We start from the raw sequence: 22,439 nt of genomic DNA on the forward strand, positions 1-22,439 counted from the left end.
GGCGGCTCGCACCACGGGCCGCACAATCATGACGTCCATCCCGACGGCTGCGGAAGAGAGGTGCCATGAGAGGTCGCTCGCACGCCCTTCGCGGTGCCCTCCTCGCGCTGTCACTGCTTCTCGTCACCGGGTGCCAGGTGCTGCCCGACGGGGAAGGGGCCGACACCGGGCTGCGGATCATGGTTCCGAACACCCCCGGTGGCGGCTACGACACCACGGCCCGGACAGTGGCCCGCGTGCTGCAGGAGACCGGTGTGGACTCCGGCGTGCAGGTCTTCAACCTGCCGGGAGCGGGCGGCACGGTCGGCCTGCAGCGCATCGTGAACGAGCGGGGCAACGGCCGGCTCGTTCTGCAGATGGGTCTCGGAGTGATCGGTGCGTCGCACGTGGCACACGCGAAGGCGTCCGTCATCGAGACCACTCCGCTGGCCCGGCTGGTCGAGGAGGCCGGCGCGGTGGTCGTGCGCCGTGACTCGCCCTACCGGTCGATCGACGATGTGATCGCCGCCTGGAAGAGGAATCCCGCGAGCCTGAAGGTCGGGGGCGGATCCTCACCCGGCGGACCGGACCACCTGCTGGCCATGGAGCTGGCCAAGGCCGTCGGTATCAAGCCGCATCGGGTCGGCTACGTCGCCTATGGCGGCGGTGGCGGCGACCTGCTGCCCGCTCTCCTCGACGGCAAGGTCGACTTCGCCACCACCGGGTTCGGCGAGTTCCTCGACCAGATCGACGCCAGTCAGCTCAGGGTCCTGGCGGTGACCAGCCCACGACCGATCGACGCACTGCCCGGAGTACCGACCCTCAAGGCGTCCGGCATCGACCTGGTCTTCAGCAACTGGCGGGGGGTCGTGGCGCCGCCCGGCATCAAAGGCGCCGATCGGAAGCGGTGGATCGAAGCGCTGACGGCGATGCACCGGTCCCGGCAATGGAAAGCGGAACTCCGCCGCCATGGCTGGACCGACGCGTTCACCACCGGCGACGCCTTCGCCGCGTACCTGTCCGAACAGGACACATCTGTGGCCCGTCTCGTCAGGGATCTCGGACTGGACTGACCGGGCTACCTACCGCCCGCCCCTCCTGACACCAGCCGCACAAACACCCTTCCGCGCTGCGGCTCACTTCGCCATGCCCATCACCTGTCCGTCGAAAGGCACCCGCATGACCACGCACACCTGGTGGTTGCTGCTCATCCTCACCATCGCGATCACGGCCCTGATCTACCTCATCAACTCCCGCTTGCGCATCCATCCGTTCGTCGCGCTCATCGTCGTCGCTGTCGGCACCGGCCTCGCCGCCGGTGAGCCCGCCGCCAAACTGGTGGAGTCCCTTGAGGACGGTGCCGGCGGCACCCTCGGGGACGTGGGCATCACGCTGGCCCTGGGCGCCATGCTCGGGCGCCTGCTGTCCGACTCGGGCGCCACCGATGCCCTCGCCCACGCCCTGATCGACCGCTCCAGTACCCAAAGGCTGCCTTGGCTGGTCACGGCCGCGGCGTTCGTGATCGGCATCCCGATGTTCTTCGAGGTCGGCCTGATCGTGCTGCTGCCGCTGATCTTCAGCGTGGCGCGCCGGCTGGAGGCCCAGGGCGGCACGAAGGGCTCCCCCTACGTCCTGCTCGGCGTACCGGCCATCGCCGCGCTGTCCACCCTGCACGGCATGCTGCCGCCGCACCCGGGGCCGCTCACCGCCATGACCGGTCTCCACGCCGACCTGGGCCTCACCATGGTCGTCGGCTTCGTCTGCGCCGTCCCCACCGTGATCCTGGCCGGCCCCGTCTACGCCCGGTGGATCGCGCCGCGCCTTGCCGAGGTCCGCCCGGACGAGGCTCTTGTCGCGCAGTTCACGGGTGCGTCGCAGTCCGTCCGAGAGAAGTCGCCCGTCAGCCTGACGGCCGGCGCTCCGCACGCGTCATCGGCGGATACGGACGTCACCTCCCGTTCCCGGATACCGACCGGGCTGGCCATCACCGCAGTGCTCGTCCCTGTCGCCCTCATGCTGCTGCGTACCCTCGCCGAAACGGTGCTCGACGAGACGACCACCGTGAGTTCCGCGCTGACCTTCCTGGGCGAACCCGTCGTGGCGATGCTCGCCGGGCTGCTCTTCGCTCTCGGCGTGACCACTCTGGGCACGGGCCGCTCCGGCGAGGAGGTCCGCGCATCCCTGACGGACAGCCTGAAGTCCATCGCCGCCATCCTGCTCATCATCGGTGGCGGTGGTGCGTTCAAGCAGGTTCTCCAGGACTCCGGCATCGGCGACGCGATCGCCTCCGCCGCCAAGGGGGCGCATCTGAACGTCATCGTGCTGGGCTGGCTGATCGCACTCCTGCTGTCGCTGACCACCGGTTCCGCCACCGTCGGCATCGTCTCCGCCACCGGCATCATCGCCCCCATGGTCAGCGGAGGCGGCCTGGAGGCATCGCTGCTCGTGGTGGCCATCGGGGCAGGCTCCCTCGGGCTGAACTACGTGAACCACGCCGGCTTCTGGCTGGTCAAGGAATCCTTCGGCATGGATCTCACCCAAGCCACCAAGACGCAGACGGTGGTGCAGACCCTGGTCAGCGTGCTGGGTTTGGGCATGGCCCTCCTGTTGTCCGTCTTTGCTTAGGAAGTGGACCGACCCGCGGCGCGTCGGCCCACTGGGTCGGGAAATCCGCGAGGCGCGCCACGCATCGAAAGCCGCTCTCCCACCGAACCTGTCAACGTTCACGTGGCAGGTCGAGACCGCTCGACAGATGAGCAACGTGGCTCCGGAGTATCGCAGTTGAGCCGTCCGACACCTTGAGCAAGGGATCGAGGACCCGAATGGGCGCCGGCTCGGATTCCCGGACTGGTTCGGCCACCACTGGGACGCCTTCCTCGACTGCCTGCGCACGGTGGTGGACAACGCGGACCACGACCTGACGGTCGTCGTCCGAGAGGCCGGCGACTTGCTCACCGACGAGCAGCCGGGCGTACTGGGAGTCTTTCTGGCCGTCCTGAGTCAGGTGAGGGATCGGCCCGGCACGGCACCTGGCTCGTCATTGCTCGTGGCCGACGCTTCCGACCGTCTGTCCGGTCTGGCACGGAGCATGACAGGGGCCGGCTGCTTCGTGGATCTCGACGACGGCTGGAGTGCTTCTGCGTCCTTCTGATCAGCACGGCCACGGAGCTGACCGGCGCGAGCCGGGACTCACGCCGAAGGGGTGCCTCTCACGAGAGTGGTGCCCCTTCCGGCATGCAACGGCCGGACACGCGGTGTCCCCCGAACGGTCAGCCCACGTCCAGTTCGAGCAGTCCCAGCCGCACAGCCTCACTGACCGTGCCGGCCCGGTTCTCGGTGCCGAGCTTGCGATAGATCCTGACCAGGTGGGTCTTGACCGTGGCTTCCGTGACGAACAGGGCCGAGGCGATGGCCCGGTTGCTGAGCCCCTCGGCGAGCAGTCGAACGACCTCGGACTCACGATCGGTGAACACGGGCCCCGGTTCGGCGGGCCGACCCACGAGGCGAGCCGCCGCCTCGGGGGCCAAGCCCATGCCGCCGGCAGCTGCGGCGCGCACGGCACGGAACAGCTCCTCGGGCGGGCCGGCCTTGAGGATGTAGCCCCGGGCGCCTGCCTCGACGGCGCGGACGACATCGCCACGGCCGCTGTAGCTGGTCAGCACGACGACATGGACGCCCGGTGCGGCGGCGGTGATACGGCGTGTCGCCTCGATCCCGCCGAAGCCGTCGTCCGACGTTGCGCCGTCCGACAGCCGCAGGTCCATGAGCACCACGTCGGGCCGCAGTCGCTGGGCCAGCCGTACGGCCTCCCTGCCATCGCCCGTCTCGGCTATCACATCGAGGCCTGGCTCGCCCTCCAAAAGAGCACGCAGACCGGCTCGTACAACCGTGTGGTCGTCGACGATCAGCACCCGCAGCGTCTTCTCGGTCACGAGGCGCCGACCAGGTCGCGGTCGGCCACCGGCAGTACGGCCCGGACGCTGGTGCCGTGGCCCGGGGTGCTGTCGACGGTGAGCGTGCCGCCGAGGGAGCTCAGGCGTTCCCTGGCGGCGACCAGTCCGAACCCCCGGTTCTGGCTTACGGGTTGAGCGATCCGTTGGTCGAAGCCCCGTCCGTTGTCACGGACTTCGACAGCCGCCCAGCCGTCCCCGTGGGTGAGAGTGACATGGACGTGGGTCGCCCGGGCGTGTTCGCGGGCATTGGCGAGCAGGCCCTGAGCCACGCGCAGCAGCGTCACGGCACGTTCGGTGGGCAGGAGGTGAGGTGCTCCTTCCGCACGAAAGGCGACGTGCGGTGCGGTGGTGGCGGACTGCAGGCGGGTGCACAGCCCGCGCAGGGCGGTTTCCAGGTCGTCCCGCTCCAGGGCGGGCGGTGTGAGGTCGCTGATGATGCTCCGGGTCTCCTCCAGGTGCGCGCCGAGGGCCTGGGAGACAGCACGCACCTGGCGCAGGGCGGCGTCCGGGTTGCGCTGCCAGTCCCGTTCGACGGCCTGAAGGAGCATGCGGCTGCCCGCGAGTTCCTGAGCGAGGGTGTCGTGCAGGTCCCGGGCGATTCGCGCCCGCTCGGCGAGCCGTCCGGCCTCACGCTGACGGTTCGCCAACTCACCGCGCGTGGACTCCAGTTGGCTGTTCAAACGTTGCTGGGAACGGTAGAGGACGACCGTGGCGCCAAGGGCGGCGAGCGGGGGCCCCAGCACATCGGCGTCGACGCCGCCGATCCGTACCAGCGAGGCGAGCAGCCCGGCCGTGATCGCGCCCACCGTCGCGACCGTCACCCCGCGCCCGGGCATCCGCAGTGCCAGCACCGCCAGCGGAACAGCGAGCCATGTGTAGGCGAAGGCGAGTGGTACCGGGATCTCCCAGGAGGTCCAGGCCCACAGAAGTACCAGCGTCCACAGCCAGACCGGCCGTCCCGCGGCACCGAAACGGTCCCAGCGGGCCGGCCCGGCCATGTAGAGCAGGCCGAGGGCGGCGGTAGCCGGTGCGACCCTCCAGCACAACTCGCTGTTCAGCTCGACGAGCCGCACGAGAGTGCCCGCGACCGGAAGCAGGAAGACCAGGTGCGCGAAGTGCCGCACGGTCGGGAACTGCCGTCGCTGAGCGACGGGACGGGAAGGGGACACACGGGCTCCCTGCGGCGGGCCGAACGCAGTCGACAACGGTGCCAGGAGTGTAGGACGCGTCTGTGTGCCCCCGGTAAACCACCCTCCACGTGGTCACCGCCCCGGGTGCAGGCCCAACCACCCCGGCGACGGGTCGCCCTTGACCTCACCGAAGTACAGGGCGAAGGTCTGCTTCAGGCGCTCGACCTCGGCCCGGTCCTCCATGAACTCCGGGAAGCCGTCGACGTGAGCGTTCGGGAAGTCCCAGACGGGCTTGAGGCTCGCGTTCGGAGTGATGTCCTCGCGGACCGACCAGCCGTTGAAGGCCGCTTTCTGGCGAGCCTCGGACAGTTGCCAGTTCATGTAGAGCTTGGCCGCCGCCGGATGAGCGGCCTGCTTGAGGATCGCAGCGCGCTGGCCCCAGGCCATGAAGGGCGCATCCTCCGGGAGGACCCACTTCAGTGTGGTCGAGGTGGAGACCGCGCTGCCGGAGCCACCGACGCCGATGGTCTTCTGCCGGCCGGTGACCGCGGCGCCAGGGGTGTGGGTGCCGCGCGCGAACTGCGGTTGCTGCGCCGCGAAGGCGGCCACCCAGTCCCAGCCGTAGGTGCGCTGGTAGAGGCTGTAGAGGTAGAGAACCGCGTCGTCGTCGTTGGGGTAGGAGGACGCGATGGCGTTCCTCCAGCGGGCGTCGACCAGGTCGGCGGCGGTCTTCGGGGCGTGGGCGCCGGCGGCCTGAATGTCGTACATGAAGCTGAAGGCGATGACCATCAGTGCCGTCCACGCGCCGTCGGGGTCCTTGAAGCCCTTGTGCACCTCGGAGAAACCGGCCGGCTTGTAGGGCAGCAGCTTGCCCTGACGCTTCCAGCGGGTGAAGTCCTGGAGGGTCTGCAACTGGACGACGTCGGGGACCAGAGTGCCGGTCGCGAGCTGGTTGTCGACCCGGACGTCGTGGTACTTGCTGTAGTCGACGGCGACCGTCAGCTCGACCTCGGGGAAGGCAGCGGCCCATGCGGTCCGAACGCCGGCGGCCTGGCTGTCGACGTCGCCGCCCTGGTAGAGGACGAGCTTGCCGCCCTCGGCGACGGCGGCCTCGTACAGCTCTTCCAAGGAGCGCCGCTCCTCACGGACTCCGAACAGGGAAGCCCCGGCGCTTCGGGCGCCGGGCGCGGCAGACGCCTGCCCGGCGGCGGCCCCGGCGAACGCGACGCCCGCGCCTGCGGCGATCAGCCGACGCCTGCTGAAGTCCCTGGACATGGTGGGAATCCTCTCCTCGTGTCTGATCTGCGATTCATCGGCGACTCGGGCTCGACGACCTGGCAAGTCTCGCGGGAGGAGGCTCTGTTCCGCGTCACCCGTAAGCCGGGACCGCATTCAACCGTTCGATGGACTCACGAACTCCTCTACCGACCGGACTCCACTGGCCACCGATACATTGATACATCCATATATGAAAGATCTTGTGTATACATATCGTCCGCCTTGCACGACGAGGAGTGATTCACCACCGCCTACGCGCGCGGGCTGCTCGCCACCGCCGGCGTCCAGCCGCCACGCGATGAGAATCTCGCCCTCTTCACCGACTGGGTCGCGCGGACCGTGGCCGAACCGCCACCACGGCACGTCGATCTCATCCGCCCGTTCGCCGAATGGCACGTCATCCGCGAAGCCCGCCGACGCTCAGCGCACGGTCCCTACGAGTTGGGCCCACAGGAGCTGGCCGCAGATCATGCCGAGGAACTGTTCGGCCACTGCGGATGCCGTCTGCGTCTGTCGGTCGGTAGAACGGGAGATGAGGGTGCCGGCTTGCACTTCGGCCTCGAGGTAGTCGCAGAGCCGGTCGAAGAAGGGGCCGCGATCGACGGCCAAGCCGGTGCCGGCGATGTCAGCGAGTTCCGGCGTCCGGGGAAGCTCGGTGCTGATGAGGCGGCACAGCGCCGCCGTGCCGGGCCGCGACACCAGGCAGGTGTAGTCGCGGCCGATGTGAGTCGGGCCGTTCCGGGGATCGCCGGGCGGAGGCGGCTCGACGTACTGCACATGAAGAGGGTGCCGGTGGAGACGCGGGCCTCCCCGGTGATCCGGGCCAGGGAGGTCTTGTCGTATCCCTGGGCGAGGAAGAGGTCGCGGGCCGCGCGGATGATGCGCGCGCGGTTCTCCGCTTTGATCTGCGCGTGATACCCGGCCTCGCCCGTCTCCCAGCGCACCCTCGCTGTCAGAGGACGGTCTGGCCACCGTCCAGGACAAGGTCCTGGCCCACAGTGAAGGCCGAGGCATCGGAGGCCAGGTACACGACGGCTTCCGCGATCTCTCCGGGCATACCCATGCGTCCCACAGGGATGCCGGAGCTGATCGCCTCCAGCATCGCCGCGCGCTGCTCTCCGAACTTGGAGTACAGCGGGGTGTCCACCGGGCCGGGGCTGATCGCGTTGAACCGGATGCCGTGCGACTTGAGCAGGTCCGCGTTCCACGACCGCATCAGGGAGCCGACAGCCGCCTTCGTCGCCGCGTAGGCGTTCGCCCGCCCGTAGCCGCCGTGCGCGCTGTTGGACGAGTTGAGGATGACCGAGGACGGGTTGGCCAGCACGGGTATCAGTGCCTGCGTGAGGAAGAAGACGCTCTTGACGTTGATGTCGAAGAGCCGGTCGAAACTGTCCTCCGTGTGGTCCTCGAACGGCCGCCAGTCCGAGACGCCGGCGTTCAAAAAGGCCACGTCCAGCTCTCCGAAGTGCTCACGCACCCGCTCCGCCAGGCCGCGCTGCGCATCGAGATCACGCGCATCCGCCCGGACCACCGGCACCCTGTCCCCGAGGACCTGTCGCGCCTTGTCGATGCTGGCCGGGGTTACGCCTGTGACCAGCACGTCCGCCCCCTCCGCGACAAAACGCTGCGCGGTCTCCAGACCGATCCCGCTCGTGCCGCCGGTGATGAGGGCGCGCTTGCCCGCAAGACGATTCATGTGTCTGTTCCTTGTCGAGACGCGAGGTAGGTCGATGGACTTACCAACTGGGGGTAGCTGCTGCACTCCCCCCTCATGGCAAGTGGATCCACTTGCCATCAAGGGAGATTTGTTGATCACGTGGATGTGAGCGAGATGCCGCGCATGCGTGAGCTGCCGGAACCCACCGACTGTTCACCGGCCCCTGCCGCAACGGCCCAGGACCTGTCGGCGGTTCGGGGGCTGCACGCCGGCGTCACGCCCGATGATCACGACTCGATACGCGCCCTAGACGAGACGCGGGGCGTGCTGGATGTCGTCGGGGGTGATGCGGAAGTCTTCGGGATAGGCGTCGGGGTCGGTGGCGGCGGCGGGTTCGGTGGACCGCCAGGCGTACCAGCACCGGGAGCAGGAGCGCATGACCCATTGCCCGAGGAGGGGCGACTCGGCGACCAGGCTGATGTCCGGCGAGCTGCAGCGGGGGCAGATGTGGGGTGTGGTCACGGCGGTCATCGCAGCATCTCCTTGAGGGTGCGCTCCCAGTCGGCGGTCTCCGGGTAGGGGGTGATGAGCTGGTCGTCCTCACCGCGGATGTCCGGGGACCTGGGGGTCGTGGCGTCCAGGACGAGGCGGGTCGTGATTCCCTGGGGATCGCTCGCAGGGTCCAGGGGGTTGCCGAACATCCGCGGGATGCTGATGGCGTCATGCTGCGGGTTGAACTTCACGGACAGGGCCCACATGACCTGTTCCAGGTTGAACGGGTCGACGGTCTCGTCCACGACGATGACGAGCTTGGAGTACCCGATGCCGTGCGGGGTCGTCAGCGCGCGCAGGCCGACGACGCGACCGAACCCGCCGTGGCGAACCTTGGTGGAAATGATGTTGACCATGCCATGGGTGTACATGGCGTTGACGGCCTGGACCTCGGGGAACGCCTCCTTGAGCTGCCGGTGGATCGGCACGGAGGTGTTGAGCGCCATCAGGTAGTCGATCTCGGTCCAGGGGAGGCCGAGGTAGAGGTGTTCGAAGATCGGGCTGCGGCGCATGTGGACGCGGTGGACCTTGACGACGGGCAGGGCGCGGCCGCCGGAGTAGTGGCCGGTGAACTCGCCGAAGGGGCCTTCGAACTCGCGGTCCCCGTAGATGACCTCGCCTTCCAGGACGACCTCGGATCCCCAGGGCACGTCGAGTCCGGTGTACGGGGCCTTGACGATCGGGTAGGGGACGCCGCCGCGCCAGGCGCCGGCCATCTCGTACTCGGACTGGTCGTAGGCCAGCGGGGTGCTGGCGACCAGGGACAGGATGGGGTCGTTGCCGATGGCGATGGCGATCGGCAGGCCGGTCTTCTTGCCGTCGGAGGCCATGATGTGGCGGCCGAAGTCGTGCGGGGGGCCGGACTGCAGGCCGAGGTGGTCGGGTCCCTTGACCTGCATGCGGTAGATCCCGACGTTCTGCTTGCCGAAGTTGTCCGGGTCTGCGGAGTCGCGGGTGATGACGGCTGCCTTGTCGATGTACGGGCCGCCGTCGGCGGGGTTGAGGCGGAAGACCGGCAGCAGTTCGAAGAGGTTGATGTCCTCGGAGATGCTGATCTCCTGCCACGGTGCCTCGGTGCGGCGGTCGACCGGCACAGGGAACTTCTGCCAGCGGTCACCGAGCTCGAAGAACTGCTCCTTGAGGGAGGTCTCCTTGGGAAGGCCGAGCATCAGTGCGTGGTTGGCCCAGGAGCCGTGGACGTTGAGCGCGACGCGTGCGTCGCTGAAGCCCTTGATGTTCTCGAACAGCAGGGCCGGTGCCGTGTTGCCGTCGAGGTTGGCGACGGCACGGCCGGCAGCGCCGAGATCGGGCTCGGGCTTGACTTGACGGTCGATGCGCAGCAGCTGCTTGTCGGCTTCGAGCGCGCTCAGGAAGCTGCGCAGATCGTCATAGGGCGCTTGCATGAGATACCTCCCGGGAGGCGGGTGCGTCTCCCTCGGTGCAGATGAGGCTTGGGGTGGCGGGAGCCTTCCTCCGAGGCGGCGGGCCTTCCCAGCGGGGAGTGTCGGACAGTTCCAGGTCGAACTGGTCCAGCAGCCGCGCGACCGTGTGGTCGACGATCTCGTCGACGGATTCGGGGCGGTGGTAGAAGGCCGGCATGGGCGGCACGATGGAGGCGCCCATCCGGGACAGGGTCAGCATGTTGTCCAGGTGGATCTCGCTGAGCGGCGTCTCACGGGGTACCAGCACCAGCCTGCGACGTTCCTTGAGGGTGACGTCGGCGGCCCGGCCGATGAGCCCTTCGCCGTATCCCATGCGGATGGCGGCCACCGTCTTCATGCTGCACGGAGCCACGATCATGCCGTCGGTGCGGAACGATCCGCTGGAGATGGCGGCGGCCTGGTCCTTCGGGCCGTAGGTCCGCGTGGCAAGCGCACGGACATCGCGGACGGAGAAGTCGGACTCCATCTCGATCGTGGCTCTGGCCCACTGGCTGAGCACGAGATGGGTCTCCACGTCGAGCGTGCGCAGCGCCTCCAGCAGCCGTATGCCGATGATCGCGCCCGTGGCACCGGTCATGCCTACCACCAGTCGCATCGGCCCTCCTTCGAGCAACACTCCACACTCGGAATGTAAGAACACGGAATGTCCGTGCTTGGACTAAGGTAGGGCGAGGAAGCGTGAAGCGCAAATGCCGATGCGCAGAAGTGAAGGGCTGGACATGCAGGAGACGAACAGGCCAGGCGGGGCGGGGCTTGGCTCTCTCGACCCGCTCAAAGCGACAGGTCACCTGCTGCGACGGGCCAATCAACGCTTCGTGGCGCTCTGGTCCGGCACCATGCCTGGAGGTCTGACATCGCCCCAGCTCGCCGTCCTGGCCCTGCTCGCCGTCGAGCAGCCGCTGGACCAGCAGACCATCGGGGAACGCGGCGGCTTCGACAAGTCGACCTGCGGCTACCTCATCGACCGTATGGACCGCACCGGTCTCATCCATGCGGCCGTCGACCCGGCCAACCGGCGCCGCAAGCTCGTACACCTCACCCCGGAAGGCCGTAGCACCCTCAACGAAGCACTGCCCGTAACAGTCCAGGTGGAAGAGGCCATGACGGCATCACTGACCCGGAGCGAGAGAACTGAACTCAACCGTCTGCTCGCCAAGATGCTCACCCTGCAGGGACACGGGACTGCACCCTGAGGTTCCCTCGCCGGGGTGGGCCGGGGGCCGAGCCGACACGGAGGCTTTATCCCAACGACGAGCCCGAGAACAACAGTTGAGGTCCTCTCCGTCTGTCACCCCATGTGCAGCCAGACCTTCCCGTGCGAGCCGTCCACGGCGTGCGTCCCGCGGATCGCGGTCTTCAGTGGTCAGTCAGGGTCGTGATCAGCGCGAAGAGTTCGCTGATGCCGGTCTCGGCGCCTTTGACGGAGAAACTCGATCACGCGCACAAACACCCGCTCACCCTTGCGCCGCCCGCGCAGCTCTCTCAGGGACGTCCCGTCCGGCAGGCGCCCAGGGCGACCAGCGTGGCACGGACTCGGCCCATGCGGGCGGAGAGACGAGGCAGGCTCATACGGATCCCCAGACCACGACAGACCTCCTGCGCCGCCGGCGCCGTCGCGGCCGTCGCGCCATTGGGCGTGACAAGCGTTCACAGCGAGACCGACGCCGCGGCCAGAGCCCCGCCGGCCAACAGCCACCGAGACCGCCGACTTCTGTGCGACCGACGCCTGGCTTTGTTCACGAGAAGAGAAGCGACAGCAGATATTCACCATTTCCGGAGGCGGTCACGAGGGCTGCAGCGTTCGAATTGTTCACGAGCTGCGGCAGCGCCATTTGCCGATCCTCAGTGGCGGTACGCGGCTGTCGCGATCTTGATGAATGATCGGGTCAACGGGTTGGTGTCTCCTTCGTTGCACACCGCCACCACTCGGCTCGGCGCCATGTCGATCAGCGGCACCACGGTGAACTCCGCGGGCAGGTCGTGTCCGAGCGGGGCCAGGCCGACCGTGCCGTTCCACAGCACAGCCTGCAGGCATTCCTGGACGGCGCGCACCACTGGTCCCTCCCGCGGCCTGCCACCGTTCCAGTACGACTGCCAGATGGGGTCTGTGCCCTGCGGGAACTGGAACCACCGGCGGTCGCGCAGCTCGGCCAGCCGCAGCTCATCGCGGCGGGCCAGCGGATCGTCGGCGCGCAGGACCACGCCGACCGGATCGGTCCGCAGCGCATGCACCGTCAGGGCGGTCTCGTCGAACGGTGCCCGGGTGAGGGCGACGTCGACCAGTCCAGCGCGCAGTCCGCACGTCGGGTCAGTCAGATCGGTGTCGCGGATGCGGATGTCGACTCCGGGGTGGTTTCGGCGGTAGGCCGCGGCCAGCCTGGCCACTCCCGGGTCGGTGCCGTCGCCCAAGATGCCGACGGTGATAGTCGCGACGCCGGCTGCTGCGCTCACACGTACCCGGACGCGGTCGGCGTGGTCGAGTAGGGCTCGCGCCTCGTCGAGCAGCACCGCGCCCACTGGAGTGAGCGTGACGCCGGTGGTCGAGCGGGCGAAGAGCAGGGCCCCGACCTCGGCTTCCAACTGCTTGATCGCCCGGCTCAGCGGCGGCTGACTCATATGCAGTCGGGTGGCGGCCCGGCCGAAGTGGAGTTCCTCGGCGACCGCCACGAAGTAGCGCAAGGTCCGTAGCTCCACGCTGCAACGATACCCATGAGGTATCGGCTCCGCTGAATCGGTCTTGGACACCGGCGAGGTCCCGGCGGTGCACTCGTGACCATGACCGAAAAAGCGAAGACCAGCGAGCCGCAGGCCGACCCCGCCGTATCGGTGGTGGGTCCCCACGACGGCGAGACGATCGTTCTGGGCGCCACGCGCATGCGCGTTCTGGAGGACGGCAGCCACACCGGGCACCGCCTCGCGATCGCCGAGTCCGTCCTCGCCCCGCACACGCAGGGCCCGCCGCAGCATCGCCATGGCCAACACGACGAGGGCTTCTATGTCCTCTCCGGCACCGTGCGGTTCACCGTCGGGGACGAGGACTACGACGCCGCCGCGGGGACGCTCGTCATGGTTCCGCCCGGCACCCCGCACACCTTCGCCAACCTGACCGACCAACCCGCCGTCATGCTCAGCACATTCACCCCTGACCTGTATGTGCAGTACTTCCGAGACCTTCAGGAGGTGCTCGCATCCGGACAGCCGCTGACGCCACAGGCCAACATCGACACAATGAGCCGCTACGCGACACAGCCCGCGACCGACCTCGCCTGAAGTCGGCGGGACGGAACGGCCCGGCCGCCCTCCTTTCGGCCTCTGGGGCCGTGGCGCTCCCGCCTTTCGCGTCCGAACCCCTCGGACGACGGACCGGCCGTCTCCAGGGGCTTCCCTGGCACTCGACGCAATCGAACCCCGCGAACCGGGGCCCCGTGAACGGAAACCATGAACATCGCCTACTGGATCATCGCGGGACTGCTCGCGCTCTTCTACCTCTACGCAGGCACGCTGAAGGTGATCCGCAGCCGCGATCAACTCCGACCGATGATGGCTTGGGTCGACCGTATTCCCCTGCCCGCCGTCAGGGCGCTGGGGGCGGTCGAAATACTCGGCGCGGCCGGTCTGGTCCTACCACCGCTGACCGGTACCGCGCCTTGGCTGGCGTCGGCCGCAGCCATCGGCTTCGTACTTCTGCAGACCGGTGCGATCGCCGTTCACCTGACCGGAGAAGACCGCCGGATCACACTCAATGTCGCACTCACCGCCACCGCGGCCGTGACCGTCTGGTTGGCCACCAGGCTGTGACCGTGGCTCAGTCCTCGACCGGCGGAGGCGACTGCTCGGCCAGCCGCCTCACGGCCGCTGTCACTTCTCATGAACATCGAACACGCCGCCGTCCACGCGCTGCGCGGTGGGGCACGCGAGAGCAGCTCGGAACTCGTCCACCCCGACGGGACGGTGGTCATAAGGGGCGGACGTGACACCAACGTGCGCTGGTGGACCTGGGCCGGTTACCGAGCCAACGCCACCCTGGCCGCCACACTCACCACGATCGCCGATCCCCTCCAGCGGCCGACGGACGTCTGCATCCGGCTTCGCGAGGACGTGACGCCCGCAGAATGGAGGAAGGCCGTTTCGGAGTCAGCCGATCAACTGTGCCTTCCCGCAGTGGACGCGCGTGCGCTGAATGGCCTCAATTTCAGCGCGGCACTGCCGACCCAGCTCGCGGAGGCCACCCTTGCCGCACGGCTCGCGAATCTGGACGGTGCGACGGCCGCGCTCAGAGGACCGACCAAGTGAACCGGCTCCAGAAGATCAGGCTCGTACGTCCCGCTGCTGAACTTCCTTGAGCACTCCGGCCACCGTCACGAAGTCATTGTCCACGTGGAGGACAGTGTGCCCATGGTGCACAGCTGTCGCACACACCAACAGGTCGATCGCCCCAGCCGTTCGGTGCTGACCCTGCTGGGTCAGTTTGTACTGGGCGGTGTCGACCCAACGCCAGGCATTCTTCGGAACCGGAGCGAGCAAGCAGAGCGCGTCCAACTCCTCCGCCAGTTCGTCCCGGTGGGCAGGGCTGGTTGCCGAGTAGAGAAATTCGGCCCGTGTCGGCTCGCAGAGATGGAACACCCCGGCAGCAATGTGTCCCTCCCAGGGACGCAACGCACCTGGAGTGCGAAACAGATGCCACAGAGCCGAGGTGTCCACCAGATACGTGATCACTCGAAGGCCTCGCGTCGCGCACGCTTCTCCGCGTCATGCGCCGCCGCAGCCTGCTCGAACTCACCACGCGCACCCCGCGCGGCGAGCTTCTCCGCAGCCTCAAGCCGCCTGAACCGCGCCACGTAGTCCCGAAGGGCCGCGTTGACGGTCTCCTTCTTCGTCGTGACACCCATGAGCCGCATGGCCTCGGCCAGCGCCTCGTCGTCGAGATCAATCTGCGTGACGGACATCGGACACCTCCAACATCCACGATGTATGCACCCAAGATACATCACCAACATTGGGCGCAGTCATCGATCACAGACAGACCACGCGAGGCAAGTGCGCTGGGTGTCGGAGCGTTCCCATGGACCTCTTCCCGCCACGGGTCGAGGCACCGAAGACCTGCTCGACGTCGACACGAAATACCGCATAGGCGCCATGCCCGACTTGACCGGAATCGGTATCCAGAATCCGTCCAGACGATCATGAAATCATGACCGCGACGGGGTCGCCAGGATCCTCAACTCGCCCGACCCTCCAGCGAAGTTGCCGGTCAGATCGATTCTGCTCGCGTAGCGAGTGGTGGGGCGGGTGGGACTCGAACCCACGGCCGACGGATTATGAGTCCTTCGAGGATCTTGGCGCCCCTTGCCGATCAACGCCCATCCATGACGTTTTCGCAGCTCAGATACAGTTATCCGTGTTGGGGTTAGTCAGCCCCTGCCGGTCTGTTCCTGTCCTCGCGGCCTCAACTCGGCCTCAATGAGGCCCGGCAAGATCGCGCCGACGAGATAGCGGACGGTCGCACCAGTTCAAGGACGGGAATCGAACCCACGCGCAGCGGATTCCCCTTCCAACGCGCAGAGACTCCACCCCAGGGTGCCAGGGCGGAACCTCTGGGAGCAGTTTCACCGAGCAACGCGTATACACAGAGCCCGAGCTACAGGACCGGAATCAGTCTGCGTCCAGCTCGGCCGCTTCGACGGAGTGCCGCTGCAGCCAAACGTATGCGTCGGAGTTCTCCTTGAGCCAGCGGGCACAGACGGCCCACTCAACCCGCTCGCTGCCCGCGTCACTCAACACGACGTCCGCGACCAGCCACGTACAGCCCGCCCAGGCACCATGGGCACTGCACACCTTCTTGACGTCACGTGAGGAGCGACAAAAGGCGACGCGTGACGTCATGACCCGCTCCTCCTCGACATACGTGCGGTGGGTCACCGGCTGAGGCGTTCCCACACCCCTGGTGGCTGACGGCGGTGGTGGCTCAGCCTTGCAGGTAGGCGAGGACGGCCAGGATCCGGCGGTTGTCGTCCTCGGACGGTTCGAGTCCGAGTTTGGTGAAGATGTTGTAGCTGTGCTTGCTGACGGTCTTCTCGCTGACGAACATCCGGCCGGCGATGGCGGCGTTGGAGCGGCCCTGGGCCATCAGCGAGAGCACCTCGTGCTCACGCGGGGTCAGCTCCAGCAGGAGGGGGTCGGCCGAGCGGTGGGTGAGGAGGGCGCCGACCACGTCGGGATCCATGACCGTACTGCCGGCGGCGACCTGCCGGACGTTGGCGACGAACTGGTCGACGGCCATGACCCTGTCCTTCAGCAGATAGCCCACGGCCCCGGCCCGGTCCGACATCAACTCCCTGGCGTACAGCTGCTCGACGTACTGCGAGAGCACCACGACGGGCAGGCCGGGGAGCTGTCTGCGTGCGTCGATCGCGGCGCGCAGGCCCTCGTCGCTGAAGGTCGGGGGCAGCCGTACGTCGACGATGGCGACGTCGGGCCGATGGGTCGTCAGTGCCCGGATCAGCGAGGGGCCGTTGTCGACGGCGTCGACGACCTCGAAGCCGTTGGCCTGGAAGATCCTGATCAGGCCCTCACGGAGCAGGGCGAGGTCTTCGGCTATGACGATGCGCACGGCAGCGACATCCTTATCTCGGTGGGTCCGCCGGGCGGACTGTCGGCGGTCAGGGTGCCGTCGAAGGCCGCCAGGCGGCGCGCGATGCCCCGCAGGCCGGTGCCGCCGTCAAGGCTGGCCCCGCCGCGGCCGTCGTCGGACACCCGCATCGTCAGCAGCCCCGCCGCCGTGCCCGGTTGGGGCGTGAACTCCACGGTGATCCGGACGTGCCGGGCCCGGGCGTGCTTGATGGCGTTCGTCAGGGCCTCGGCGACGGCGAAGTAGGCAGCGGACTCGACCGGCGCGGGCAACCGTCCAGGCAGGCGGGTGACCACTGTCGTCGGTATCGGGTTGGCCAGCGCCAGGGCCTTCAGGGCGCCGTCCAGGCCGCGGTCCGCGAGCACCGGCGGATGGATGCCGCGTACCAGGTCCCGCAGTTCGGCCAGGGCGTCGGAGGTCGATGCGCGGGCCTCGGCCAGCAGGTGCTGGACGGCCTGCGGATCGTCGGGCAGGAGTTGTTCGGCCAGGCCCAGGCTCATGCCCAGCGACACCAGCCGGGCCTGTGCGCCGTCGTGCAGGTCCCGTTCGATCCGGCGTAGTTCGCCCGCCTGGGTGTCGACGGTCTCGGCCCGCGAGGCGGCCAACTGCGCTACTCGGGAACGTAGTTGTGCCTGTGCAGTGGGTGCCAGCAGGGAGCGGATCACCAGGGCGTTGAGGTTCGCCAGCCGTACGGCGGTGGTGTACCAGAGCAGGAGGAACACCGGGCCGAGCGGGACCAGCGCGAACGACTCCTGGACGCTGTGCAGCTGGAAGCCGTTGCCCAGCGGCGTGCGGAACACCTGAGGAGGGGTCAGCGCGTACAGCAGCGGATAGCTCAGGTAGAAGACGCCGCAGAGGAAGAACAGGAACGACAGCCCGTAGGTGAACAACCCGGTGATCGAGTTGGCCGCCAGCCAGGCCCAGTCCCGCCAGGTCGCCGGGTCACGCACGATCGCCCACAGCCGCACCGGCCAACCACCGTCGGGTGTCGGCAAGTAGGGCCGGGCCACCGGTTCACCGAGTCGGTCGGCGGCCCATTGGCGGTGCAGGTCGGCGAACCAGCGCACCAGGACGGTCAACAGCAGGATCAGCGGGATACCGGCCCCGAGCGCGACGACTGCGATCGAAGTGCTCCAGAGTGTGAGCAGGCCGAAACCCAGGACCGCGCCGAGCAGCAGCACCAGCGACCAGCCCAGCAGGCTCACCCGCAGGGCGAGCCCGGCGCGCGGGGCGACGCCGGTCGCGGGACGTTCCTCCGACTGCCGTGTGCCACGAGGGAACTGGCGCTCGTCGGAGTAGGTCATCGCGCTCCATCATCGTGCATCGGTGCCGCGTCGACCGACCGTCGACGCCAGGCCACCATCACGGGCCGGAAGTTGATGATGACCGACCGACCCGGCTCCCCGCACTGGGGTTATGTCCACCATCTCGGGGGCCCAGCACCCGTGTCCTTCGCCCCCGTGGCCGGGAGGCTGAAGTGGTCGGAAGGCGTGGTGCGGCAGGCCCCACGTGGACGCGGTCATCGCCTGACCCGATCCGACCCATGCGCCACGTTCGACCGCCCCATTCCCCATTCCCCACGTCCAGGAGGACACTTCATGCCCCGGAACACTCCCTACCCGCGCCGCGCTCGGCGCGCATACCTGACGCTGGCCCTGGCCACGGTACTGACGGGTTCGCTCACGGCCTGCGAGACGTCCGCCGCGGCACAGGGCACCTCCCACACCCCTGTCGGACGGCCGGGCGTGGTGGCAGCCCAGGAGGCTCGGCTGACCGCGCTCGCCCAGCAGACCGTGGACGCCGGAGTGCCCGGGGTCATCGTCCGGGTCGACAAGGGCCACGGGCGGCCGACCGAGATCGTCCGGCAGGCCTCCTGGAGCAAGGCGGACCACGTCGTGGCCGCGAACGACGAGTTCCGGATGGGCTCGAACACCAAGACGATGGTGGCCACCGTGGTCCTGCAACTGGTCGCCGAACACCGGCTCAAGCTGAGCGACCCGATCGGCGAGTGGCTGCCCGGCCTCATCCCGAACGGGGCCGCGATCACCGTGCGGATGCTGCTCAACCACACCAGCGGCCTGTTCGACTACACCGAGGACCCAGACGTGCTCAAGGCGTTCACCGGCCAGGACACCAGGCTCTGGACCCCTCAGGAGGTGCTCGCCGCCGCCGTCCGACACGACCCGCTGTTCGCTCCCGGTATGAAGTACTCCTACAGCAACACAGGCTATCTCGCGCTCGGTCTGATCGCCGAGAAGGTGACCGGACACACCCTGGGCGACCTGGTACAGCAGCGGATCGCCGGTCCGCTCCACCTCAAGAACACCTATTTGGTGACCGGCGCCGACACTGCGAAGAGTCCCGCGTTCGCCCACGGCTACGAACCGGACGCCGCCCGCCTCGCCCCGTTGCTCCCCTCTTACGCGCCCGCCGGGACCGCGTTCGCCGGCCCGGCCCGGTCCGCGGGATATGTCGACACGACGTGGATCAACAACAGCACCGAGTGGGCCGCCGGCGCCATGGTCTCCAGCGCGCGGGACTGGGCCCGCTTCGACACCGCGCTGATGTCCGGCAAGCTCCTGCCGCCAGCCCAGCTGAAGGAGATGCGCACCACCGTCGCCGAGGAGTCCGGGAATCCGAACCGGTACGGGCTCGGTCTGGAGCGGGTGGTCACCCCCTGCGGCACTGTCTGGGGCCATGACGGCCAGGCCCCCGGCTTCTCCAGCTGGGACTACACGGACGCCACCGGACAACGCACCGTCTCGGTCCTCGCCACCACCATCTTCGGCCTGGCCGTGCCGAGGACCGGCTCCGCCGGCAAGGCCCTGCTGAACGCCGCGGTCTGCACCATGCTCGACAAGCCGCTCCCCGCCGCGCCCGCGTCCGCGCCGACCGGCTCCTGAGACCTCGCCGCACCCGCGTGCCCTGGCGGACAGACGCAGCCGCCCCGACCGGTGCGTGCCGACCGTCCCATTCCACGCGCCTTCCACACGCCTCCCGCTTTCCTATACAACTCCCCGCACCGCAAAGAAGGTTGTACAGCCATGTCCGCACTAGCCAGATGGTGCTTCCGGCACCGCCTCCTCGTCGTCGGGATCTGGGCCGCGTTACTGGTCGCACTCGCCGTGCCGTACGCGACGCTCGGCACCAGCTACTCCGACGCGTTCAGCCTGCCCGGGCTGGAGTCGTCGAAGGCGCAGGCGCGGCTCCAGGCGTCCGAGCCCCGGCAGGCCGGAGACAGCGACCAGATCGTGGTGCACGTACCCGACGGGTCGATCCGGGACGCCGCCGTCCGGCGGAGGGTGACCTCGATGCTGGACCGGGTCGCGGCTCTGCCCTCGGTCGCCTCGGTGACCAGCATGTACGGCCCTGCGGGAGCACCCCGGATCAGCGAGGACGGCAGGACCGCCTACGCGACGGTGACCTTCGACGCGCAGGCCGAACGGATACCGGCCGCCGACATCACCGGGGTGATCGACACCGCCCGGGCTGCGCGTGACGCGGATCTGCGGGTGGAACTCGGCGGCGAGGCCATCAGTTCCGCGGCTGAGGGCAAGACGCGGAGCACCGAGGCGATTGGGCTGGTCGCCGCCGGCGTCATCCTCTTCGTCGCCTTCGGCTCACTGCTGGGCATGCTCGTGCCCCTGCTGGTAGCGATCGCCGCGCTCGGCGCCGGACTGCTCGCCGTCGGGCTGACCTCGCACGTGATGACCCTGGGCACCGACGCCCCGACGGTCGCGGCCCTCATCGGGCTCGGAGTCGGCATCGACTACGCCCTGTTCATCGTCACTCGCTACCGGACCGGCCTGCAGACCGGCCTGACACCCGAGCAGGCAACCGTACGCGCCCTCAACACCTCCGGGCGGGCGGTGGTCTTCGCCGGACTCACCGTCGTCACCGCCCTCCTGGGCCTGCTCGTCCTGCGGATCGGCCCACTCAGCGCGATGGGGATCAGCGCCGCGACGGCCGTCCTGGCCACGATGATCGCGGCGGTGACCCTGCTGCCGGCCCTGCTCGGCCTCTTCGGGGACAGACTCCTGAACAGGCGTCAGCGGCGAGCCGCGACCACCCGGAACCCAGGGACCGGTCACCCGCCCGTGCACCCGCAGCCGCACAGAACGGCAAGGCCCCGGGGCCGCTGGGCCGAGCAGGTCGAACGCCACAGGACGCTGTTCGCCATGGCCGCGCTCCTTGTCGTCGCCGTCCTCTCGCTGCCCGCGCTGTCGCTGCGCCTGGGTACCTCGGACGCCGGAAACGACCCGAAGGGCACCACCACCAGAGCCGCGTACGACCTGCTCGCCCAGGGCTTCGGCCCCGGATCCAACGGCCCGCTGGTACTGGTCGCGCAGCTGAGCGCGCCCAGCGACGCGCCAGCCCTGAACAGGCTGATCTCGGCCGTGCGCAGCACCCCCGGGGTGGCATCGGCAACGGCCGAGCCGGTCACCGCGAAGACAGGACTGTCCGTCATCGACGTGGTGCCGACCAGCGCGCCGCAGGACGAGGCCACGAGCACCCTGATCACCCACCTGCGCAAGGACGTCGTCCCCGCCGCGGAGCGGGGAAGCGGTCTGACGGTCTACGTCGGTGGCACCACAGCCGCCTCCGGTGACCTGGCGGATCTGCTGGCGGGCAAGCTGCCACTGTTCCTCGGGGTGATCGCCGGACTCGGCTGCCTGCTGCTGATGGTCGCCTTCCGCAGCGTCCTGGTGCCGCTGACCGCCGCCGTGATGAACCTGCTCGCCTCGGCCGCGTCCTTCGGAGTCGTCGTCGCCGTGTTCCAGTGGGGATGGGGCTCCGAACTTTTGGGCCTGGGAAAGGCCGGGCCGGTGGAGGCCGAGCTTCCGGTGATCATGCTGGCGATCCTCTTCGGCCTGTCCATGGACTACCAGGTCTTCCTGGTCAGCCGGATGCACGAGGAGTGGGAGCACACCCGTGACAACCACCGCGCCATCCGGATCGGTCAGGCCGAGACCGGTCGGCTGATCAACGCCGCCGCCCTGATCATGATCTGCGTGTTCACAGCCTTCGTCTTCGGCGGGCAACGGGTCATCGCCGAGTACGGCGTGGGACTGGCCGCGGCCGTCGCGATCGACGCCTTCGTCCTGCGGACCGTGCTGGTCCCGTCACTGATGCACCTGCTCGGACGGGCGAACTGGTGGCTGCCTGCCTGGCTGGAGCGGATCCTGCCGCGCGTGTCCATCGAGGGCACCCCCTCCCGCGAACCCGTCCCCTTCGTCCCCGTGCCCGCGGGGGCCCCTCGGGCAGAGCGGACGGCGAACCCTCACCACACAGGCTTGCCGACGACCACGGGCCGACCGGCGGTGATGTCACCGCCATCCAGGCCCGCGCCGCCGCTACGACAGGACAGCACACCGCGTGCTCCGAAGTCGGTCGCTGTGGCGTACCTCTGGTGGTTCTTCCTCGGCCTGTTCGGCATTCACCACTTCTATCTAGGCAGGACCGGCCGTGGGCTGCTACACCTGTGCACTCTCGGCATCTGCGGGCTGGGCTGGCTGGCCGACGCGCTCACCCTGCCCCACCAGGTCCGCAGCGCGAATGCCCGCATCGCCCTGCAGGACGTCGCACCCCGGGCCGACGCCATGACAGGCCCGGCCCCGACCGACTCTGTCCGCTGACCGACGAATTCGCCGGTCAGCCCCGACGTCCCCTGTCCGAGCAAACCGGAGACGGTACGCCAATGCCCTACGGATGCGCTTGTGGTCCACCGACCAGGCCGACACCTCGCGCCACGCCGGCATCTGTGACTTCGTCCGGAGCCGGCGCCGAATCAACACGCCTTTCTCGTTCTCCAGCAGCCAA

23 protein-coding genes and 1 pseudogene are annotated in these 22,439 nt (G+C 68.6%); 9 read left to right on the forward strand and 15 right to left on the reverse strand.

Features of this window, described 5'->3' with window-relative positions; translation table 11 throughout:
- The first annotated feature begins 65 nt into the window (after window positions 1–65).
- The 3 genes from ACWDEW_RS04675 to ACWDEW_RS04685 all read left to right on the forward strand — a co-directional run bounded on the left by ACWDEW_RS04675 (window position 66) and on the right by ACWDEW_RS04685 (window position 3,130).
- The gene (locus ACWDEW_RS04675) at window positions 66–1,052 is read left to right on the forward strand and encodes a tripartite tricarboxylate transporter substrate binding protein (protein ID WP_450509584.1); all 987 of its coding nucleotides are present in this window, start codon (window positions 66–68) and stop codon (window positions 1,050–1,052) included.
- A 106-nt stretch (window positions 1,053–1,158) separates the two neighbouring features.
- A complete protein-coding gene (locus tag ACWDEW_RS04680; RefSeq protein WP_450509586.1) occupies window positions 1,159–2,604 on the forward strand; it encodes a GntP family permease in 1,446 nt (481 codons plus the stop codon).
- Window positions 2,605–2,788: 184 nt separating this feature from the next.
- Complete coding sequence (locus ACWDEW_RS04685) at window positions 2,789–3,130, forward strand: barstar family protein (protein ID WP_450510157.1); 342 nt, start codon at window positions 2,789–2,791, stop codon at window positions 3,128–3,130.
- Window positions 3,131–3,248: 118 nt separating this feature from the next.
- Here the strand turns inward: ACWDEW_RS04685 and ACWDEW_RS04690 are convergent, their stop codons facing one another.
- From ACWDEW_RS04690 to ACWDEW_RS04730, 9 genes and pseudogenes are all read right to left on the reverse strand, one after another.
- Complete coding sequence (locus ACWDEW_RS04690; protein ID WP_391279793.1) at window positions 3,249–3,911, reverse strand: response regulator; 663 nt, start codon at window positions 3,909–3,911, stop codon at window positions 3,249–3,251.
- Window positions 3,908–5,101, reverse strand: a complete 1,194-nt coding sequence (locus tag ACWDEW_RS04695) for an ATP-binding protein (protein WP_450509588.1) — start codon at window positions 5,099–5,101, stop codon at window positions 3,908–3,910. Before ACWDEW_RS04695 ends, ACWDEW_RS04690 begins: the two co-directional genes overlap by 4 nt.
- Before the next feature lie 93 nt (window positions 5,102–5,194).
- Complete coding sequence (locus ACWDEW_RS04700; protein ID WP_450509590.1) at window positions 5,195–6,337, reverse strand: ABC transporter substrate-binding protein; 1,143 nt, start codon at window positions 6,335–6,337, stop codon at window positions 5,195–5,197.
- A 423-nt stretch (window positions 6,338–6,760) separates the two neighbouring features.
- On the reverse strand, window positions 6,761–7,117 hold the full coding sequence (locus tag ACWDEW_RS04705) for a TetR/AcrR family transcriptional regulator C-terminal domain-containing protein (RefSeq protein WP_450509592.1): 357 nt from the start codon (window positions 7,115–7,117) through the stop codon (window positions 6,761–6,763).
- A gap of 50 nt (window positions 7,118–7,167) precedes the next feature.
- A pseudogene (locus tag ACWDEW_RS04710) lies at window positions 7,168–7,284 on the reverse strand (TetR/AcrR family transcriptional regulator); the annotation flags it as partial.
- Between the two features lie 8 nt (window positions 7,285–7,292).
- The gene (locus tag ACWDEW_RS04715; RefSeq protein ID WP_450509594.1) at window positions 7,293–8,036 is read right to left on the reverse strand and encodes an SDR family oxidoreductase; all 744 of its coding nucleotides are present in this window, start codon (window positions 8,034–8,036) and stop codon (window positions 7,293–7,295) included.
- Window positions 8,037–8,303: 267 nt separating this feature from the next.
- Window positions 8,304–8,528: a non-oxidative hydroxyarylic acid decarboxylases subunit D gene (locus ACWDEW_RS04720; protein WP_450509596.1), complete on the reverse strand. Its 225-nt coding sequence runs from the start codon at window positions 8,526–8,528 to the stop codon at window positions 8,304–8,306.
- A complete protein-coding gene (locus tag ACWDEW_RS04725) occupies window positions 8,525–9,952 on the reverse strand; it encodes a non-oxidative hydroxyarylic acid decarboxylases subunit C (RefSeq protein WP_450509598.1) in 1,428 nt (475 codons plus the stop codon). The genes ACWDEW_RS04720 and ACWDEW_RS04725 overlap by 4 nt, the downstream gene beginning before the upstream one ends.
- A complete protein-coding gene (locus tag ACWDEW_RS04730) occupies window positions 9,936–10,586 on the reverse strand; it encodes a UbiX family flavin prenyltransferase (protein WP_450509600.1) in 651 nt (216 codons plus the stop codon). Before ACWDEW_RS04730 ends, ACWDEW_RS04725 begins: the two co-directional genes overlap by 17 nt.
- Before the next feature lie 241 nt (window positions 10,587–10,827).
- Between ACWDEW_RS04730 and ACWDEW_RS04735 the strand changes: the two genes are divergently transcribed.
- Window positions 10,828–11,184, forward strand: a complete 357-nt coding sequence (locus ACWDEW_RS04735; protein WP_450509602.1) for a MarR family winged helix-turn-helix transcriptional regulator — start codon at window positions 10,828–10,830, stop codon at window positions 11,182–11,184.
- 649 nt (window positions 11,185–11,833) lie between these two features.
- On the opposite strand, the gene ACWDEW_RS04740 is transcribed toward ACWDEW_RS04735, so the two are convergent.
- Window positions 11,834–12,685: a LysR substrate-binding domain-containing protein gene (locus tag ACWDEW_RS04740; RefSeq protein WP_450509604.1), complete on the reverse strand. Its 852-nt coding sequence runs from the start codon at window positions 12,683–12,685 to the stop codon at window positions 11,834–11,836.
- Between the two features lie 81 nt (window positions 12,686–12,766).
- Here ACWDEW_RS04740 and ACWDEW_RS04745 point away from each other — a divergent pair, with 81 nt between their 5' ends.
- From ACWDEW_RS04745 to ACWDEW_RS04755, 3 genes are all read left to right on the forward strand, one after another.
- Window positions 12,767–13,261, forward strand: a complete 495-nt coding sequence (locus ACWDEW_RS04745) for a cupin domain-containing protein (protein WP_450509606.1) — start codon at window positions 12,767–12,769, stop codon at window positions 13,259–13,261.
- 168 nt (window positions 13,262–13,429) lie between these two features.
- Complete coding sequence (locus tag ACWDEW_RS04750) at window positions 13,430–13,789, forward strand: DoxX family protein (protein ID WP_450509608.1); 360 nt, start codon at window positions 13,430–13,432, stop codon at window positions 13,787–13,789.
- A 69-nt stretch (window positions 13,790–13,858) separates the two neighbouring features.
- A complete protein-coding gene (locus tag ACWDEW_RS04755; RefSeq protein WP_450509610.1) occupies window positions 13,859–14,284 on the forward strand; it encodes a hypothetical protein in 426 nt (141 codons plus the stop codon).
- A gap of 15 nt (window positions 14,285–14,299) precedes the next feature.
- On the opposite strand, the gene ACWDEW_RS04760 is transcribed toward ACWDEW_RS04755, so the two are convergent.
- The 5 genes from ACWDEW_RS04760 to ACWDEW_RS04780 all read right to left on the reverse strand — a co-directional run bounded on the left by ACWDEW_RS04760 (window position 14,300) and on the right by ACWDEW_RS04780 (window position 17,923).
- Window positions 14,300–14,707: a PIN domain-containing protein gene (locus ACWDEW_RS04760; protein ID WP_450509612.1), complete on the reverse strand. Its 408-nt coding sequence runs from the start codon at window positions 14,705–14,707 to the stop codon at window positions 14,300–14,302.
- Window positions 14,704–14,937 (reverse strand): type II toxin-antitoxin system VapB family antitoxin, encoded by a 234-nt coding sequence (locus ACWDEW_RS04765; protein WP_450509614.1) that lies wholly within the window; start codon window positions 14,935–14,937, stop codon window positions 14,704–14,706. Before ACWDEW_RS04765 ends, ACWDEW_RS04760 begins: the two co-directional genes overlap by 4 nt.
- Before the next feature lie 706 nt (window positions 14,938–15,643).
- Entirely contained in the window at window positions 15,644–15,874 is a 231-nt protein-coding gene (locus ACWDEW_RS04770) for a hypothetical protein (protein WP_450509616.1), read from the reverse strand.
- 82 nt (window positions 15,875–15,956) lie between these two features.
- Entirely contained in the window at window positions 15,957–16,601 is a 645-nt protein-coding gene (locus ACWDEW_RS04775) for a response regulator transcription factor (protein ID WP_450509618.1), read from the reverse strand.
- Entirely contained in the window at window positions 16,586–17,923 is a 1,338-nt protein-coding gene (locus ACWDEW_RS04780) for a sensor histidine kinase (RefSeq protein ID WP_450509620.1), read from the reverse strand. Before ACWDEW_RS04780 ends, ACWDEW_RS04775 begins: the two co-directional genes overlap by 16 nt.
- 294 nt (window positions 17,924–18,217) lie before the next feature.
- Here ACWDEW_RS04780 and ACWDEW_RS04785 point away from each other — a divergent pair, with 294 nt between their 5' ends.
- Both ACWDEW_RS04785 and ACWDEW_RS04790 read left to right on the forward strand, forming a co-directional pair.
- Window positions 18,218–19,522, forward strand: a complete 1,305-nt coding sequence (locus ACWDEW_RS04785) for a serine hydrolase domain-containing protein (protein WP_450509621.1) — start codon at window positions 18,218–18,220, stop codon at window positions 19,520–19,522.
- A 141-nt stretch (window positions 19,523–19,663) separates the two neighbouring features.
- Entirely contained in the window at window positions 19,664–22,255 is a 2,592-nt protein-coding gene (locus ACWDEW_RS04790) for an MMPL family transporter (protein WP_450509623.1), read from the forward strand.
- The last annotated feature ends 184 nt before the right edge of the window (window positions 22,256–22,439 follow it).

The sequence above is a fragment of the Streptomyces sp. NPDC001100 genome (assembly GCF_053598575.1).